The organism is Candidatus Enterococcus testudinis (assembly GCF_002140915.1).
Taxonomy (GTDB): Bacteria; Bacillota; Bacilli; order Lactobacillales; family Enterococcaceae; genus Enterococcus_D; species Enterococcus_D testudinis.
Genome location: NZ_NGKU01000001.1, coordinates 378,418 through 393,269, shown reverse-complemented (window position 1 = coordinate 393,269; position 14,852 = coordinate 378,418). Strand labels below are relative to the sequence as shown.

Below are 14,852 nucleotides of genomic sequence, written 5' to 3'. Positions count from 1 at the left end.
ACAAAAAAAGTCCTTTTACTAGCCGAAGCTAATAAAAGGACGAAGATTCGCGGTACCACCTTTTGTTTGGAAAGTTGCCTTTCCCTTGACCCAACATCTGTATTTACAGAGATTGGCGCTCACGCTATCGGTCGAGCTGTCCGTGATTGCCTACTTATCGACAATCAATCCTCCAAGGCCATTGTTCAACGCTTCTGACTTAACTCTTTCCACCAATCAGAGTCTCTCTTTGAAGTATCCACGGTTACTTTCCTTATCAACGGATCTGTTTATTCTTGTTGTCATGTACTTTACTGGAAAAATCATCACTTGTCAACAACAAAAATCATTTATTTTGTTTGAGATAACACCCGAGCATATCGATTTTGCCAGATGCCTTCATACCACTCAATGATTGCCGAAGCCGTTAACCCGTTGCTAGGATACGTGCTGGTGGCTTGTGTGTAGACTGTATTTTCAAAGCCCAATCCATGGGCAAACTTGATGGTACCGTCCATACAATATTCCGTTTGTGCACCAGCAAACTCTATGCGTTTGACCCCTAGATCATGCAATATCTCTGCGAAATCAGTCTGAAAAAAACTATTGGCATGAGTCTTACGTGTATAGATATCCGTTGGTTCATGGTGCAGCTGAGGATGCAGTTGCCATGCCGTGGTGCCGTAAACAAGCTCTTCATCTTCATGTTGCACAAAAATAATTGGTCGCGCAGCTGCACGATAACGGTCGATCCTTTGATTGACAAAGTCCAGTAATCTATCTAAATGATCAATGGTTGTTCCATTTTCATTGCAGACACCATTTTGCAGATCAATCACTACGAAGACGTCTTCCATTTATAGTCTCACCCCTAATTTTGATAAAGCATGCCTTGTTCTGCCAATAATGCTTTGGCTTTGGTCAAATCAGCCGGATCTTGGTAACGCAAGGTATGCAGATGGATCCCATTGGTCAAATCTGACAACAAGCGCGCCTCTGCATGCTGGCTCCTCGCCATAAAATCAGCCACATCTTGCGCCGTTTGAATCCGCAAACTGCCCGTCAATTCTCCATATATATCGTGTGCCACGATTACATCCAAGACTTCTAAATGACAGGCAACAAAAATGTTTAGCTCTGCTTCTGTTTGTTCAGGTGTATGCTGAACGGCAATTTTGGTGACGTTGCCTTCTGCTTCCATCAATGCTTGCAAACGATAGCCTCTTGCAGTTGCAACGATCTCTTCTCCGGCTGCCCGCATCAACGCAATATCACCGACAATGATTTGTCGACTGACACCTAGTTCTTTCGCCAATTTACTGGCACTGATTGCTTTGTCTGCCGCCTGCAAGGCAGCCAAAATTTGGGTGCGTCTAGTCGTACCATCCATTGATCATTCCTCCAGTCGTTGGTTTTGATACGTTTTTGAATGGTCCATGATCGACTGAAACGAAGCGACAATGGTCTCTTCAAAAGCTTTATTGGATACTGCTTGACGAATATTTTCGACTACTTTGGCTTCACGGTCTTCATCTAAGACTGGTGACTTAGTCGTTTTTTTGACTTGTGCGATCTCATTGACCGTCGTCATACGTTTTTCTAATAAATGAGTGATTTGCCAATCGATTTGATCGATTTCATCCCGTAAGCTTTGCAACGGATCCGCTGCTTCTGATTCATTCAAATCGATGGTCTTAATGACGCGAGCGGGGTTTCCGGCGATCACGACATTATCCGGAAATGACTTGGTCACAACGCTGCCAGCACCAACAACGACATTGTTGCCCAAACGGACACCTGGGACGATCGTTGCTGCCCCGCCAATCCAGACATTGTCGCCGATTACGATAGGTGCACCCAACTCTAATCCGCTATTGCGTTTGACGGGATGCAGTGGGTGGGTGGCGGTAAACAATCGAACATTCGGTGCAAACATACAATTGTCGCCGATGGTGATTGGACAAACATCTAACAAGATACAATCATAATTGGCATAAAAATTTTTTCCCACAGAAATATTATAGCCATAGTCAAAGCGCACATTTGGTTCAATATGAACACGACCGCTGACTGAACCAAATGTTTCTTTCAACAGCTGCTCTTTGATGGTTTCGTCGGTTTCTTGGTTGATCAAACGCATTTGTTCACGGGCGTATTTGCGGTCTGCAGTTAATTCTGGATCTGGTGCGAAATACAAGTCACCCGCAATCATTTTTTCTTTTTCAGTCCGTTCTGTCATTGAATTTTCCTCCGGTGTATGCCGCTTGTTTCGGTTTGTCTACGGCTGATTTTTTTTGTTAAATAAGGGCAAATACGTCTTCTCCTCGTGCCAATACCTGATCAGTTGCGATGCCAGCGATCGGGGTTTGATTGATCACCAGCACAGATGGTGTCTGCTGGTATTGGATCAGCCCGGCAAATGGATAGACTTGCAATGAAGTTCCCACGACTACCAATAATTCTGCCTGAGCCACAGCAGCAATAGCCGCTTCGATCTGGGCATCGGCAAACCCTTCTTCATAAAGTACGATATCTGGACGAATCTGTCCGCCACAGCCTGCATGAAGCCAATCGGTCAAATAAGTTTCCCAAGGGATATTTTCTCCGCATTTTCGGCAGTAACAGCGGTACAAGCTGCCATGAAAATCAATACAATGCTGACTGCCTGCTTTTTTGTGAAGGCCATCAATATTTTGCGAAACCGTCCAGACCGGCCGTGTTTCTTCCAGCGCTGCAATCTTTTGATGAATCACATTAGGCTGGGCATCCGGATGGTATAAGTGTTGAACAAAGCGATAAAATGTTTCTGGCTCATCGACCATACATGTATGGCTCAATAGGTATTCTGGTTGTTGAATTCCTTGGTAGACCCCTTGTAGTGAGCGATAATCAGGGATGCCTGAAGGTGTTGACACCCCTGCACCAGTCAAAAACGTACAACTCTTTGCTTCACGAATTCGTTTAGCCGCAGTGTGATTATCCATGGGTTCCCTTCTTTCTCCTAGTCGTTGAAATTGGTTCTATCTGTGTCCTAGTATACCATTTTGCATCGTATAATCACTAGCTTTCTCCAATTATCTGCAGATCATAAGCAGATGATTGTCGACGATACAATGCAAAAAAACACTTCAACAGTGGTATGGATCACCACTATTGAAGCGCAAATGAAGCGCATAAATTTTTAACAACGATCAGACTGTATCTACCGACCCTTCGCAGCTTCTTCCACGAGGGCAACTGTCAGTGCCACTAATTTTTGCAATTCGCCTATAGGCATTTTTTCTTTTGTTGTATGAATATCCTCATAGCCGCAGGCAAGCACCCCCATCTCAACGCCTAAACCGTTGAAGATATTGGCATCGCTGCCGCCGCCAGCTGCAAATGATTGATAGGTGCGGCCGATTTTGGCTGCAGCCGATGCGGCCATACGAACGACCTTGCTATCATCAGAAAGTTGAATACTCGAAAAGTTCACCTTCGCTTCAGCTTGCACCTTTCCACCCATACTTGATGCAGTTTCTTCCAGAATCGTCAACATCCTATCGACTTGCTGCGCCAGTTTTTCTTGATTGAAAGAACGGACTTCACCGATGATTTCTACACGGTCTGCTACGACATTTGTCGGACCGACAGCACTGAAAGTCCCGATATTGGCTGTGGTCTCAAAATCGATCCGCCCCAATTCCATTTGCGCTACTGCTTTAGCGGCAATCTCGATTGCAGATACACCTTTCTCTGGTGCGACACCCGCGTGGGCAGTGATGCCGTTGACTGTTGCTTTGATTTCGGCCGCACCTGGTGCAGCAGTCTTCATTCCGCCGACAGCACCACCCGTATCCAGTGCATAACCGACTTGTGCTTTGAGATGAGCCGGATCAATGGCTTTAGCACCCAGCAAACCGATTTCTTCTCCTACTGTAAAGATGATCTGCACATCGCCATGAGGCATCCCTTGTTCTTTGATGATCCGCAGCATTTCAAGAATCGCAGCAACCCCGGCTTTGTCATCTGCCCCTAAAATAGTTTCTCCTTTGGAAGAAATCACACCGTCGATACATTGCGGCTGAATATTTGTTCCTGGCCGCACCGTATCGATATGCGCATTCAGCAGCAAAGGTTCGGCGTCTGGAATGCTCCCTGACACAAAGGCAATCAAATTACCTGAACCTAATCCTGTGATGGATTGGCTGTCATCTTCAAACACATCAATGTTCATTTCTTTCAATGTGTCTAACAGATAATCAGCAACCTTTCTTTCTTGTCCTGATTCCGAATCGATTTGTACCAGCGTGCAAAATGTCGTGAGCAATCTTTCTTGATCCATATCAGTTCCTCCCTTGGTGTAGTCTGTCATTATTCAAACAAATAAGCGCATGGTCAACATCGCCAACGCTGCATTGATCAATGAAATCAAAAACATGTGGAGATTGTACTTTGTCGGTATATCCGCAGTCCCTAAGATGCGGCCTAGATATTGGACTTGGGAACCAATCAAATATATCGCCGGCAGCAAAATCGTTGCATGGATACCGGTCAGTTCTCCGGCGGCAATTAATCCGGCCGCAATGCCAACACCGCCCCCCATTGAGAGCCAAGCCCCCATCAAAACAGTCGCCGCCACGCCAGGCAACCCGAATATAACCATCACCGGACGGAAAAGATTACCAATCAAGACCAATGCCCCTGTCAACTCCAACACTTGAATCAACGCGAAAGCAAAAATAATATTGGGGATCGTCGAATGAACAGCGATTTGATAGCCATTACGCGCCCCTTCTACAAATGCATCAACAACTGAACCTTTTTTCACGGTCAAACCTCTCCTTCTGCTGGTGTTTTGCTGATTGGAAACTTTCTTAAGTAAAGGCGCATCAAGTTGGCGCCGACAAATTTATAGAAGAAAATCACCAATAATGGCACCAAGATCGGCACACCGCCTAAATATGGAAACAATGCAGCGCCGCTTCCTAGAAAATTGGTCAATGCTGCCCCTGCTGAAAATTGAAACGCACAAAAGATGACCTTTTCTTGCTCATTCAGCCGATCCGCATCGGCCATTTGTTTCATCATCGATGCGCCCGCATCGGCAGATTGCAAACTCGCCACCAATGTGATACCCGAAGAACCCGGAATGCCCAGCAAAGGACGTAAGAGGGGACTCAATAAGTGTTCTGCCGCATTCAACCCATCAAAATACTCAACGATTTTGATGATTTCCAGCGAGAACATGACTGCCGGAACTAAAGTCAATGCAAAGAGAAAGCCATCTCTCGCACCCGTCCCATTGATTCCTCTGAATGAACTTGCCAGTGTCCCTTCGCCCTCGCCAAGATCTCCCAGCACACCAAATTCACCGACAATGTTGTTAAAATCCAATGCTTGCAGCGGCCCTTCACTTGATGTGAAAATGCCTGAAAAGAAAAGAAATACAAAAATAAGTGCTACATATCCTGTCCATCGTACTTTTGTTTCCACTTGCGCCTCCTATAAAATAACCTATTTTTATTCATTTTACTTAAATTATATTACCATAAAAGACGATTATTTTGCATTTTATTTTTCAAAAATTTTATTTTTGTCGATTGGGGCGTCCATCTAGGAGTGCTCCCTTTTTCTTTTTGACGAATCCTTATGTGAATTGCGATGCAAGCGGAAACTTTCATGACTTTTTAGGCAAAACATGGTAAACTATTCACGAATTAAAGTGAGGTGAAATACATTGGTAGCATTTCTTATTTATTGGGCAATGATCATCATTAGTTTTGGTTGGTTAGCAGTCAGCTTATACTTCTCTATTTTCTATTTGGCACGCAAAGAAAATGGAAACTTATGGGCCTTTGGTTTATTAAATGTCATTACAGCTATTATTCAAGCCATCGTCCTTGTGGTCTATCGTACATGGGGCCAAGATTGGGGCGTCACACAATACTCAAGTTTGATTTACTTAGCACTTGGTTTATTGTTGGGACTCACTGTCATCCAAGCTGTTTTAGGCCGCGAACCAAAAGCCAAAGTCGCATAAGACACGATTTTGTTAGAAAAAGACGACCTTGCCTTTCGCTTTTCAGAAAGATAATGGTCGTTTTTTTGCTAAAAAGAATTGACATTCCTATGAATTTCTTCTAAACTCTGATAAGAATCAAATTAAATACGAGTATCCTTTAACATTTAGGTAGAGGTCGCGAGGTTCATTAATCCTGCTGAGTGAAGCAACACGGTAACAGCAGAGCTAGGGAACATCGCCGAAACAAAGTAGATTTTGCTTGAATCACTCTGTTGGGCCGCAAATGAACAATTTGCGGACTGTCTTAGCTTCGCTAAGTTGCGCTATGTTTTGTGAAAGGTTTGTCGACAAAGACCTGTCCACAGCCGTTTTCCAATCATGGAGTACGGCTGTTTTTTGTGCTTTTTCACCCGTGCCTGCCTGTTTTGCTCGTGAAAGGAAAGAGAAAAATGAAAAAACAATATTGGATTTGGGCATTATTTGCCCTCTGCTTGTCATTTGGTCAATGGGTCGCGCCTGTTGCAGCAGATGAACAAACGCCTCCTGACCAATTTCGGGTTGGGATGGAAGCTGGCTATGCGCCTTTCAACTGGACGCAAACAACAGATGCCAACGGTGCCGTACCGATTTCTGGAGAAGAAGGCTCAGCCTTCGCTGGTGGTTATGACGTACAAATCGCCAAGAAAATCGCTGAAGGTCTTGGCAAAGAATTGGTAATCGTAAAAACCCAATGGGATGGATTGGCCCCAGCCTTACAATCAGGCACGATCGATGCCGTGATTGCTGGGATGTCCCCTACCGCAGAACGACGGGAACAAATCGATTTTACCGATCCTTACTACGAATCAGACTTAGTGGTCGTGGTCCGTAAAGATGGTGACTATGCAAGTGCCAAACGTTTGGCTGACTTATCTGGTGCCAAAATCACAGCCCAATTGAATACCTTCCACTACACTGTGATCGATCAGATTCCTGACGTGAACAAAGAACAAGCCATGCGCGATTTTTCTTCGATGCGGGTGGCACTGGCCTCTGGTATCATCGACGGCTATGTCAGCGAACGACCTGAAGGTGTCACTGCAGTCGGGACCAATCCAGATCTAACGATGATTGAATTTGCAGAGGGTGAAGGTTTCGAAACCAACCCAGAAGACGTCCAAGTGGCAGTTGGGATGCGCAAAGGTGACAGTGATGTCGCTGCAATCAATCAAATTTTGGCAGGTATTTCTCAAGAAGAACGCACTGATTTAATGGATCAAGCCATTGTTCAACAACCCGCTGATGCCAGTGGTGAAACTGCCGAACAAGGATTGATCGCCGATTTCAAAAAAATCATTGATGACTATGGCCTGTTATTCTTGCGTGGTGCTGGTTTGACCCTATTCATTGCGATCGTCTCCACAGTAATCGGGTTGATGATTGGTTTATTGGTCGGTGTTTTCCGGACGTTGCCATTATCAGAAAATCCGATCAGCCGCTTCTTGCAGCGTATCGTCAATGGACTATTGACGATTTATATCGAAGTTTTCCGCGGCACACCGATGATGGTCCAAGCGATGGTTATCTTCTATGGAACAGCTTTGGCGTTCGGGGTGTCCATGAATCGTACGTTGGCAGCCTTGCTGATCGTATCGATCAATACCGGTGCCTATATGTCTGAAATCGTACGTGGCGGGATCTTCGCTGTTGATGATGGCCAATTTGAAGCAGCACAGGCCATTGGGATGACCCATTGGCAAACAATGATCAAAGTGGTCTTACCGCAAGTGATGCGCAATATCTTACCAGCGACCGGCAATGAGATCATTATCAATATCAAAGATACAGCCGTCTTGAGCGTCATTAGCGTGGCTGATTTGTTCTTCCAAGGAACATCCGCTGCAGGAACCAATTTCCAATACTTCCAAACATTTGCGATCATCGGTGTCATCTATCTCGTCTTAACAGTCACTGCTACCCAGATCTTGCGCTTTGTAGAACGTAAAATGGATGGCCCAAGCGCTTATGTGAAACTGGAAGATATCAACCCAAATGAATAAGGAGGAAGAACATGTCAGCAATCATTGAAATCAACCGTTTGAAAAAAAGTTTTGGCGACAACGAAGTCCTAAAAGATATTAGTTTGTCTGTCAATAAAGGTGAAGTCGTGACGATCATTGGTTCCTCCGGTTCCGGAAAATCAACGTTGCTTCGCTGTATCAATCTATTAGAAAAACCAACCAGTGGAGAAATCGTTTATCTTGGAGAAAATGTCTTAGAAAAAGGCTATAACCTGCCAAAATACCGCACCCATTTGGGGATGGTTTTCCAATCCTTCAACCTATTCAACAACATGAACGTACTGGAAAATTGCATCACCGGTCAAATCACTGTGCTCAAACGTGACCGCAAAGAAGCGGAAGCCATCGCCAAAGAAAACTTGGAGAAAGTGGGTATGGCACAATACAGCAATGCCAAACCTGCCCAATTGTCTGGCGGACAAAAACAGCGGGTAGCCATCGCCAGAGCATTATCAATGAATCCAGACGTCATGTTATTTGACGAACCAACGTCGGCGCTCGATCCGGAAATGGTCGGCGAAGTCTTAAAGACCATGAATACATTGGCGCATACAGGTTTGACTATGGTCATCGTGACCCACGAAATGGGCTTTGCCAAAGAAGTATCTGACCGTGTGATCTTCATGGACAAAGGGGTCATCGCAGAACAAGGTACACCTGAAGATATTTTCGTTCACCCACAAGAACAACGTACCAAAGAGTTCCTGTCACGGGTACTCAATTAAGAGCTTTGCTTACAACACGCACACCGCTTGAAGTGACTTGTGAATCAATTGAACAAGCGCAACAAGCGGTCGGTGCGTTTTTTTATTCGCAATATTTTCTAAAAGCATTGCTTTTTACGACATTGTTTGTTACTTTTTTTTAAAACTATGGAAGTATAGGAGTCTTTTATTTATGGAAAAGAAGTTACGTTTTAAAGATTATCTTTATGTTGGCTCAATGTTATTTGGGCTGTTTTTCGGTGCCGGAAATCTGATATTCCCTGTTCATATGGGGCAAGAAGCTGGCGCAAGTGTCGGCTTGGCCAATCTTGGTTTTTTGGCTACAGGGATCGGTTTACCCTTCTTAGGCGTTATCGCCATTGGTCTGTCACAAAGCAGCGGTGTCTTCGAATTGGCCTCACGGATCAATCGTCGCTATGCACTGATTTTTACTGTTTTGCTTTACTTAGTGATCGGCCCATTTTTCGCATTGCCACGCTTGGCAACGACCTCTTATGAAATTGGCTTGGCACCCCATGTGCCTACTAGCCTCAATACATTATTGCTGGCCTTGTTTTCTTGCCTATTCTTTGGTGCTGCATGGTGGTTTTCCCGTAAACCGAGCAAAATATTGGATTATGTCGGGAAATTTTTGAATCCATTGTTTTTGATCTTGCTAGGGGTATTGCTGCTCTTTGCTTTCTTAAATCCTATGGGGGCAACAGCTGAGATCGCAGTCCAAGCAAATTATCAAAGCGATGCTTTCTTTACTGGTTTTACCAATGGATACAACACCCTTGATGCCCTCGCTTCATTGGCCTTTGGTATCATTATCGTCTCAACGATTCGCAATATGGGGGTCGAAAAGCCGACGACTGTTGCAAAGGATACGATTTTATCCGGATCGATCAGTATCGTTTTAATGGGTATCATCTACACCTTGCTTTCATATATGGGGGCCATGAGCGTTGGACAATTCCCCATCAGTGAAAATGGCGGTGTCGCATTGGCGCAAATAGCCAATCATTATCTTGGTACTTTCGGCAGCCTATTATTGGCACTGATCGTCATCTTGGCTTGTTTAAAAACAGCGATTGGTTTGATCACCGCCTTCTCAGAAACATTTGCCGGTCTATTTCCACAGATGAGTTATGCGTTCTTTATTGGATTGACCAGTATCTTGCCAGCCGTTTTTGCCAATGTCGGGTTGACCAAGATCATTGAATTCTCGACACCTGTATTGATGTTTATTTATCCTTTGGCGATCACACTGATTCTTTTGGCGATCATCAGCCCTTTATTTGGTCATCGTGCCAGCGTGTATCGCATGACAACCTATTTCACATTGATCGCAGCCATCATCGATGGATTGAATGCCAGCCCGGCAATGCTTAAAGACACTACTTTCGTTCAAGCAATCTTGCAATGGGCAGCAAATTATTTGCCCTTTTTCCAAATTGGTATGGGTTGGGTCACACCCGCGATCATCGGATTTATCCTCGGTTTAGGGTGGACATGGTTTAGAAAAGACCCTGTCAAGTAAAAAAATAGCCGGAATATGCAAAAATATCCTACTTTTTCTTAAAAGGTAGGATACTTTTTTGCATAAAAGACTGACAGACAATAAAAAAAAAGATACAATAGAGCCACAAAGGAGGATACTTATGTTTTACGAAGAACTTATGATGGATCCGCAAACATTAATCAAATTTAAAATATTCCGGCGTATGCTGACTTTACAAAATCCTAGCCACCCGATTGCGCAATTGGCGAAGGAAATGGAGTTGAGCTACCAACAAGCTTTTATCGAGTTGACTGAGATCGACCAAGATCTGAACGAGTTAACTCCAGATCACATGTCGATACTCGGCCGCGGTGGCAAACTGCAGCCCCAGAATATCGCGGTAACGATCGACGAGTATCGCTTTTATCTATTAAATCAAAGCGTACCGTTCTTATACGTTCTTTATATGCTGAATGAAGAAGATCCTACGATCACTGATTTCTGCGAAAAATATGATGTCAGCCGTTCAACTGTTTCCCGAAAATTTGAAAAACTAAAAAATCATTTAAAACAATTCCAATTACGTTTTACATATACCGAATCAAACTTGGTCGGTGATGAACGCTTGGTACGTTTATCCTTGTTCAATATCATTTGGTTAGGTGTCAGAGGCATCGAATGGCCATTTGCATTGCCTGAAGAAGAAGCGGAAGCGTTGGTGGATGAATTTAGTGAATACTTCCCAATGACCCATTCATACATGGGTCGTTTAGAGTTGAAATATTTTGCTGCCTTGGTTTTATTACGGATCAAAAAAGAAAATTATGCGAAATATGATAAACGCTATAATTTCTTGATGAAAAATAACCGCTATTTAGATTTTGACCGTTTGAAAACCTTTATTGGTGATCGCTTTGCGTTGACAGATAAACAATTCAAAGGTGAATCTGGTTTTATTTATTTAATGGCGCAAATGTTTCCTTTTTATTTATCGACAGACGAGCCCGCTTTGCAACAAACACTGCAGTTCTTTGCCGATAAGAAAAACCCGATCTATCCTTTGGTCCTAGACTTATTAGCTGAGATGAAAGAAACAGTCTTTGCCTCACAACCAAGTCTTTTGGATGAACCATTGGTCATTGGTAATTTGATCAATGTGACGTTTGCCAACTATGTCTTCCGTCAACCGTTCCCAAATATCTATCGTTTATTGAACCCAACCATCAATCGTGGTGCCGCTGAAGCCCAACTGCAAACAAAAATTAGCAGCTTTTTGACAAGTTATCGCGAGGAAGCTGCCGTTGATTACTTAAATGATGAGAATCAAGAACAAATGGCCATCATGTATACTCATACCTTGCTGCCATTTTATGATCAAATTCGTTATGCCAATCGATTGCATGTAGGGGTGGCGTTAGAAGATAACTTTTTGCTGGTACAAGGCTTGTCGCAATTCTTGCATGACTTGACCTTTGTCGCCGCAGAACCTTATGACCAAAATCAACAAGCCAAATATGATGTCGTGATCAGCTCAAGTCAATTGTTGAAAAAACTGAACCCTGATACCGCAAGCTATTTGTGGGATTACGCTTCAGATGATCGTCAATATATTGATTTGTATCGTTCATTGAAGAATCACTTCGATGAGAAAAATCTGGCGTTGTAACAAAAACGTCACGGGTTCTTAAGAACTTCCGAAAGGTTTTGTCACAAAATATTCATATTTAAGCCGTATACTCTATGTATACCAACAAACAACCCTAACTAACACTTTTTCATTTTTAACTCCTTCCCACCGGCCACCCACCGGTGGGTGTTTTTTTGTCTTAATAGCGAATCAGCGGCCTTTGCAACAGCTATGCACCACTTTGCAACAAAACTGTGCTTGTAGGAAACAAGGATTTCCTTTACCATTTAAGAAACAACAACGGAGGTGTAACATGTTTTCTGACCGCTTGAAAGAATTACGTAAAAAGCAAGGGATTTCTCAAGCAGTACTTGCTGACTATCTGTCGATTTCCAGACAAGCCATCTCTCGCTACGAAAACGGCTCTGCCGAACCTGACTTAAAAAATGCGGTACGTATAGCAACCTACTTCCAAGTGTCCGTTGATGAGTTGCTAGGAACCGCGCAAGACATTGCTCCTGATCAAACGACGTTACATCGTATCTTTGTGATCAGTAAAATTACGGGGTCACTCTCTTCTTACTATAAATTTATATTATCGCCAGTTTTTTCCGCAAAAGCAGATGAACCTGCTGTTATGCTTATGGGTATAGATGCCCATAGCTTCTGGGGAGATCACCAAGTCCCTTTGGCGTTTTATCGCACCAAAGCGGCTGCCGAAAAAGAGATCAATGCCCTATATCAGGCCCTTGCCGATGCCCAACGGACGTATGACCTGCACTTTTATGTCTCTACTACGAAGAAAGGACGCTTTGGCATTCAAATGATCAAAGAATTGCCGTAAAAAATATATTCTTAAACACTTCCCAATCTTTTCTCCACAAAATATTCACATTTTCTAGGTATAGTATATGCATACCAACAAACAACCCTAACTAACACTTTTCATTTTTACTCCTAGCCTGTCAGCCACCCACTGACAGGCTCCTTTTTTGTCGTATACTTAAAAGAAAAAAGAGGTATTTCCATGACAACATCATCCCTGACCGTTGACCAGTACATCGACAACGCTCCCGCAGATCGACAAGAGATCCTAAAGACTGTCCGACAAACGATTCTTACCGCATTGCCCCAAGCCACAGAAAAAATCAGCTACCAAATGCCAACATACCATTACCATGAAAATATCGTTCATTTTGCCTATGCCAAACATCATTTGGGTTTCTATCCAGCACCTGAAGCCATTCAGCATTTTGCAAAAGAGTTAGCAGGATACAAAACCAGCAAAGGTGCGGTCCAGTTTCCCTTTGATCAGCCTATCCCTTATCAGTTGATTCAAGACATCACGGCGTGGCGTCTATCCAAGATTCTTTCTAAACATGCGAAGATATACCCAAAGAAGAACCTGTCATTCATCGACAGGTTCTTCTTTGGGTTGTGGCATACTTCTCTTGGCAGCAGGTTTGGTGTTCAATGTACTGACTTTCAAAATCTGACTTAATGGAATGATCCGCAGCTGTTGTCGATTGTTTTGTAATTTCAACACAACTTGTTCCTTCGCCACCGTTTTGCCTACGATCCAGCCGGTAACGGTTTCAAATTCCCCTAATTTATCCGCCTTGACTTGCAGCACCACCAGATACTTGGCCGTTGCAGCTTCTTGCAGCAAGCGCCGTACCTCTCGCATTTTCTCTGTTTGATTCTTTTTATCTGCATCATCACTGAAAAACGTATCCAGTAACGTGGTGGATGTCATCACAATGAGTTTACCTAATTTTCTGATAGGCGATGGTTTCTTTTCCATTGGACTGTCCTTTCTGCACGATACCGAGGCAAAACCCACACATACGTTCGCATTTTCTATCTTTATTTTACCAAATTTATGCAAAAAAACAAGAGTGAACATTGGTTACTTGTCTTCCTTGATTGCTGCGATCCAATAAGGCATACCGGTTTTGAGCAACCGATACGTTTCTTCAAAATCACCCGTATAATAGGGATCAGGAATCTCTGCATCTTCCTGGTCAGGAACAACACTTAGATACGTATGGATTTTGTCTTGATGGTCCTTGGGTGCCCGCTTTCGCAAATCGGCGACATTCTGATCATCCATGCCAATGATCCAATCGAAATCCTCAAAGTCTTTTGTTTGCACTTGCCGAGAGATAAGCCCTTTGCTGCTGATACCTTTTTGAGCCAGCAATTGTCGTGTACCGGCATGCGCTGGATTTCCAGCTTCCCACCCGCTTGTTGCCGCCGAGTCCACCTGCCATGCTAAACCTCGCGCGTTGATTTCCGCCCGAAATAGCGCTTCTGCCATCGGCGAACGACAAATATTCCCTAAACAAACGAAAAGTATTTTGGTCATATATCACTGCTCCTCTTGTTCATAAATTTGATAAGAAAAAAATTCAACATCTTTGGCTAAACGAAACAATTGGGTCGCGATTTCTAACGGCGACTCGGGAAAGTCGTTTCGCAGCCATGATTCTAAGATCCCACCGCAGCCATAAGAAAAAAACCGGCTGTAAAACTGAATGTCTTTGGTCGTCAGCTGTTGATCAATGTCTACACCTTGGAATAAACGCTGAAACAGCGGTTCTGTGATTGCAAAAAAACTATTCATCAAGATTTCCCGATCATAGATCACCGACTTCCGATAAAAATCAGCAGAATCTTTCATGGCCTTCAACATCCGTAATGCGGCTTCTTCCCAATTATCCAAAGAAATATCTTCTGCCGTCAAAAAAACCAACGCATCATGATGATAAATCCACTGGATCAGCGATTTTTTATCTGGAAAATGGTAATAAAAGGTTTGCCGGTTGATCGTGGCAGCTGCCGTAATTTCTTGTACGCTGATTTTGCTGATTTCTTTGGTTTGGCAAAGTTGCACCAATGATTGGCCAATACTGGCTTTGGTTTGATTACTTTCGCCCATCGTGCACCTCTTCTTGTGTCTGACTGTTTCTTC

Annotated in this window: 16 protein-coding genes, 1 pseudogene, 1 riboswitch and 1 other annotated feature; of the genes and pseudogenes, 7 read left to right on the top strand and 10 right to left on the bottom strand. The window is 43.6% G+C overall.

Annotated elements, in window-relative coordinates; all coding sequences use genetic code 11:
* Positions 1-32: 32 nt before the first annotated feature.
* Positions 33-269, bottom strand: a binding site (T-box leader).
* 60 nt (positions 270-329) lie between these two features.
* The 7 genes from A5886_RS01995 to A5886_RS01965 all read right to left on the bottom strand — a co-directional run bounded on the left by A5886_RS01995 (position 330) and on the right by A5886_RS01965 (position 5,454).
* The gene (locus tag A5886_RS01995) at positions 330-836 is read right to left on the bottom strand and encodes a cysteine hydrolase family protein (protein WP_086273391.1); all 507 of its coding nucleotides are present in this window, start codon (positions 834-836) and stop codon (positions 330-332) included.
* Positions 837-850: 14 nt separating this feature from the next.
* Positions 851-1,369 (bottom strand): transcription repressor NadR, encoded by a 519-nt coding sequence (locus tag A5886_RS01990; protein WP_086273390.1) that lies wholly within the window; start codon positions 1,367-1,369, stop codon positions 851-853.
* A gap of 3 nt (positions 1,370-1,372) precedes the next feature.
* Positions 1,373-2,218, bottom strand: coding sequence for a chorismate mutase (locus tag A5886_RS01985; protein WP_086273389.1), 846 nt, complete (start codon positions 2,216-2,218; stop codon positions 1,373-1,375).
* A 58-nt stretch (positions 2,219-2,276) separates the two neighbouring features.
* Entirely contained in the window at positions 2,277-2,963 is a 687-nt protein-coding gene (locus A5886_RS01980) for an NAD-dependent protein deacylase (RefSeq protein WP_086273388.1), read from the bottom strand.
* A 218-nt stretch (positions 2,964-3,181) separates the two neighbouring features.
* Positions 3,182-4,303 (bottom strand): M20/M25/M40 family metallo-hydrolase, encoded by a 1,122-nt coding sequence (locus A5886_RS01975; protein WP_086273387.1) that lies wholly within the window; start codon positions 4,301-4,303, stop codon positions 3,182-3,184.
* Positions 4,304-4,336: 33 nt separating this feature from the next.
* Complete coding sequence (locus tag A5886_RS01970) at positions 4,337-4,789, bottom strand: YjiG family protein (protein ID WP_218776622.1); 453 nt, start codon at positions 4,787-4,789, stop codon at positions 4,337-4,339.
* Between the two features lie 2 nt (positions 4,790-4,791).
* Complete coding sequence (locus A5886_RS01965) at positions 4,792-5,454, bottom strand: nucleoside recognition domain-containing protein (RefSeq protein WP_086273385.1); 663 nt, start codon at positions 5,452-5,454, stop codon at positions 4,792-4,794.
* A gap of 244 nt (positions 5,455-5,698) precedes the next feature.
* Here A5886_RS01965 and A5886_RS01960 point away from each other — a divergent pair, with 244 nt between their 5' ends.
* From A5886_RS01960 to A5886_RS01930, 7 genes and pseudogenes are all read left to right on the top strand, one after another.
* Positions 5,699-6,001, top strand: a complete 303-nt coding sequence (locus A5886_RS01960; protein WP_086273384.1) for a hypothetical protein — start codon at positions 5,699-5,701, stop codon at positions 5,999-6,001.
* Positions 6,002-6,144: 143 nt separating this feature from the next.
* Positions 6,145-6,317, top strand: a riboswitch (Lysine riboswitch).
* A gap of 115 nt (positions 6,318-6,432) precedes the next feature.
* The gene (locus A5886_RS01955) at positions 6,433-8,022 is read left to right on the top strand and encodes an ABC transporter permease subunit (RefSeq protein ID WP_086275957.1); all 1,590 of its coding nucleotides are present in this window, start codon (positions 6,433-6,435) and stop codon (positions 8,020-8,022) included.
* An 11-nt stretch (positions 8,023-8,033) separates the two neighbouring features.
* Positions 8,034-8,768, top strand: coding sequence for an amino acid ABC transporter ATP-binding protein (locus tag A5886_RS01950; protein ID WP_086273383.1), 735 nt, complete (start codon positions 8,034-8,036; stop codon positions 8,766-8,768).
* 172 nt (positions 8,769-8,940) lie between these two features.
* Positions 8,941-10,290 carry a branched-chain amino acid transport system II carrier protein gene (brnQ, locus tag A5886_RS01945; RefSeq protein WP_086273382.1) on the top strand — a complete coding sequence of 450 codons (1,350 nt, stop codon included), beginning with the start codon at positions 8,941-8,943 and terminating at the stop codon, positions 10,288-10,290.
* 121 nt (positions 10,291-10,411) lie between these two features.
* Positions 10,412-11,917, top strand: a complete 1,506-nt coding sequence (locus A5886_RS01940) for a helix-turn-helix domain-containing protein (protein ID WP_086273381.1) — start codon at positions 10,412-10,414, stop codon at positions 11,915-11,917.
* Positions 11,918-12,191: 274 nt separating this feature from the next.
* Positions 12,192-12,722 (top strand): helix-turn-helix domain-containing protein, encoded by a 531-nt coding sequence (locus tag A5886_RS01935; RefSeq protein WP_086273380.1) that lies wholly within the window; start codon positions 12,192-12,194, stop codon positions 12,720-12,722.
* Between the two features lie 183 nt (positions 12,723-12,905).
* Positions 12,906-13,262 (top strand): annotated as a pseudogene (locus A5886_RS01930) (iron chaperone); the annotation flags it as partial.
* Between the two features lie 24 nt (positions 13,263-13,286).
* On the opposite strand, the gene A5886_RS01925 reads toward A5886_RS01930, so the two are convergent.
* The 3 genes from A5886_RS01925 to A5886_RS01915 form a co-directional block, all read right to left on the bottom strand.
* Positions 13,287-13,682: a hypothetical protein gene (locus A5886_RS01925; RefSeq protein ID WP_086273378.1), complete on the bottom strand. Its 396-nt coding sequence runs from the start codon at positions 13,680-13,682 to the stop codon at positions 13,287-13,289.
* Positions 13,683-13,787: 105 nt separating this feature from the next.
* Positions 13,788-14,246, bottom strand: a complete 459-nt coding sequence (locus A5886_RS01920; protein ID WP_086273377.1) for a low molecular weight protein-tyrosine-phosphatase — start codon at positions 14,244-14,246, stop codon at positions 13,788-13,790.
* A 3-nt stretch (positions 14,247-14,249) separates the two neighbouring features.
* Positions 14,250-14,819 (bottom strand): TetR/AcrR family transcriptional regulator, encoded by a 570-nt coding sequence (locus A5886_RS01915; RefSeq protein ID WP_086273376.1) that lies wholly within the window; start codon positions 14,817-14,819, stop codon positions 14,250-14,252.
* Between the last annotated feature and the right edge of the window lie 33 nt (positions 14,820-14,852).

Coding starts and splice junctions, on each gene's coding strand:
- A5886_RS01915 (WP_086273376.1), bottom strand. CDS start 14,819: ATGGGCGAAAGTAATCAAACCAAAGCCAGTATTGGCCAATCATTGGTG.
- A5886_RS01975 (WP_086273387.1), bottom strand. CDS start 4,303: ATGGATCAAGAAAGATTGCTCACGACATTTTGCACGCTGGTACAAATC.
- A5886_RS01920 (WP_086273377.1), bottom strand. CDS start 14,246: ATGACCAAAATACTTTTCGTTTGTTTAGGGAATATTTGTCGTTCGCCG.
- A5886_RS01990 (WP_086273390.1), bottom strand. CDS start 1,369: ATGGATGGTACGACTAGACGCACCCAAATTTTGGCTGCCTTGCAGGCG.
- A5886_RS01935 (WP_086273380.1), top strand. CDS start 12,192: ATGTTTTCTGACCGCTTGAAAGAATTACGTAAAAAGCAAGGGATTTCT.
- brnQ (WP_086273382.1), top strand. CDS start 8,941: ATGGAAAAGAAGTTACGTTTTAAAGATTATCTTTATGTTGGCTCAATG.
- A5886_RS01995 (WP_086273391.1), bottom strand. CDS start 836: ATGGAAGACGTCTTCGTAGTGATTGATCTGCAAAATGGTGTCTGCAAT.
- A5886_RS01925 (WP_086273378.1), bottom strand. CDS start 13,682: ATGGAAAAGAAACCATCGCCTATCAGAAAATTAGGTAAACTCATTGTG.
- A5886_RS01950 (WP_086273383.1), top strand. CDS start 8,034: ATGTCAGCAATCATTGAAATCAACCGTTTGAAAAAAAGTTTTGGCGAC.
- A5886_RS01955 (WP_086275957.1), top strand. CDS start 6,433: ATGAAAAAACAATATTGGATTTGGGCATTATTTGCCCTCTGCTTGTCA.
- A5886_RS01985 (WP_086273389.1), bottom strand. CDS start 2,218: ATGACAGAACGGACTGAAAAAGAAAAAATGATTGCGGGTGACTTGTAT.
- A5886_RS01940 (WP_086273381.1), top strand. CDS start 10,412: ATGTTTTACGAAGAACTTATGATGGATCCGCAAACATTAATCAAATTT.
- A5886_RS01980 (WP_086273388.1), bottom strand. CDS start 2,963: ATGGATAATCACACTGCGGCTAAACGAATTCGTGAAGCAAAGAGTTGT.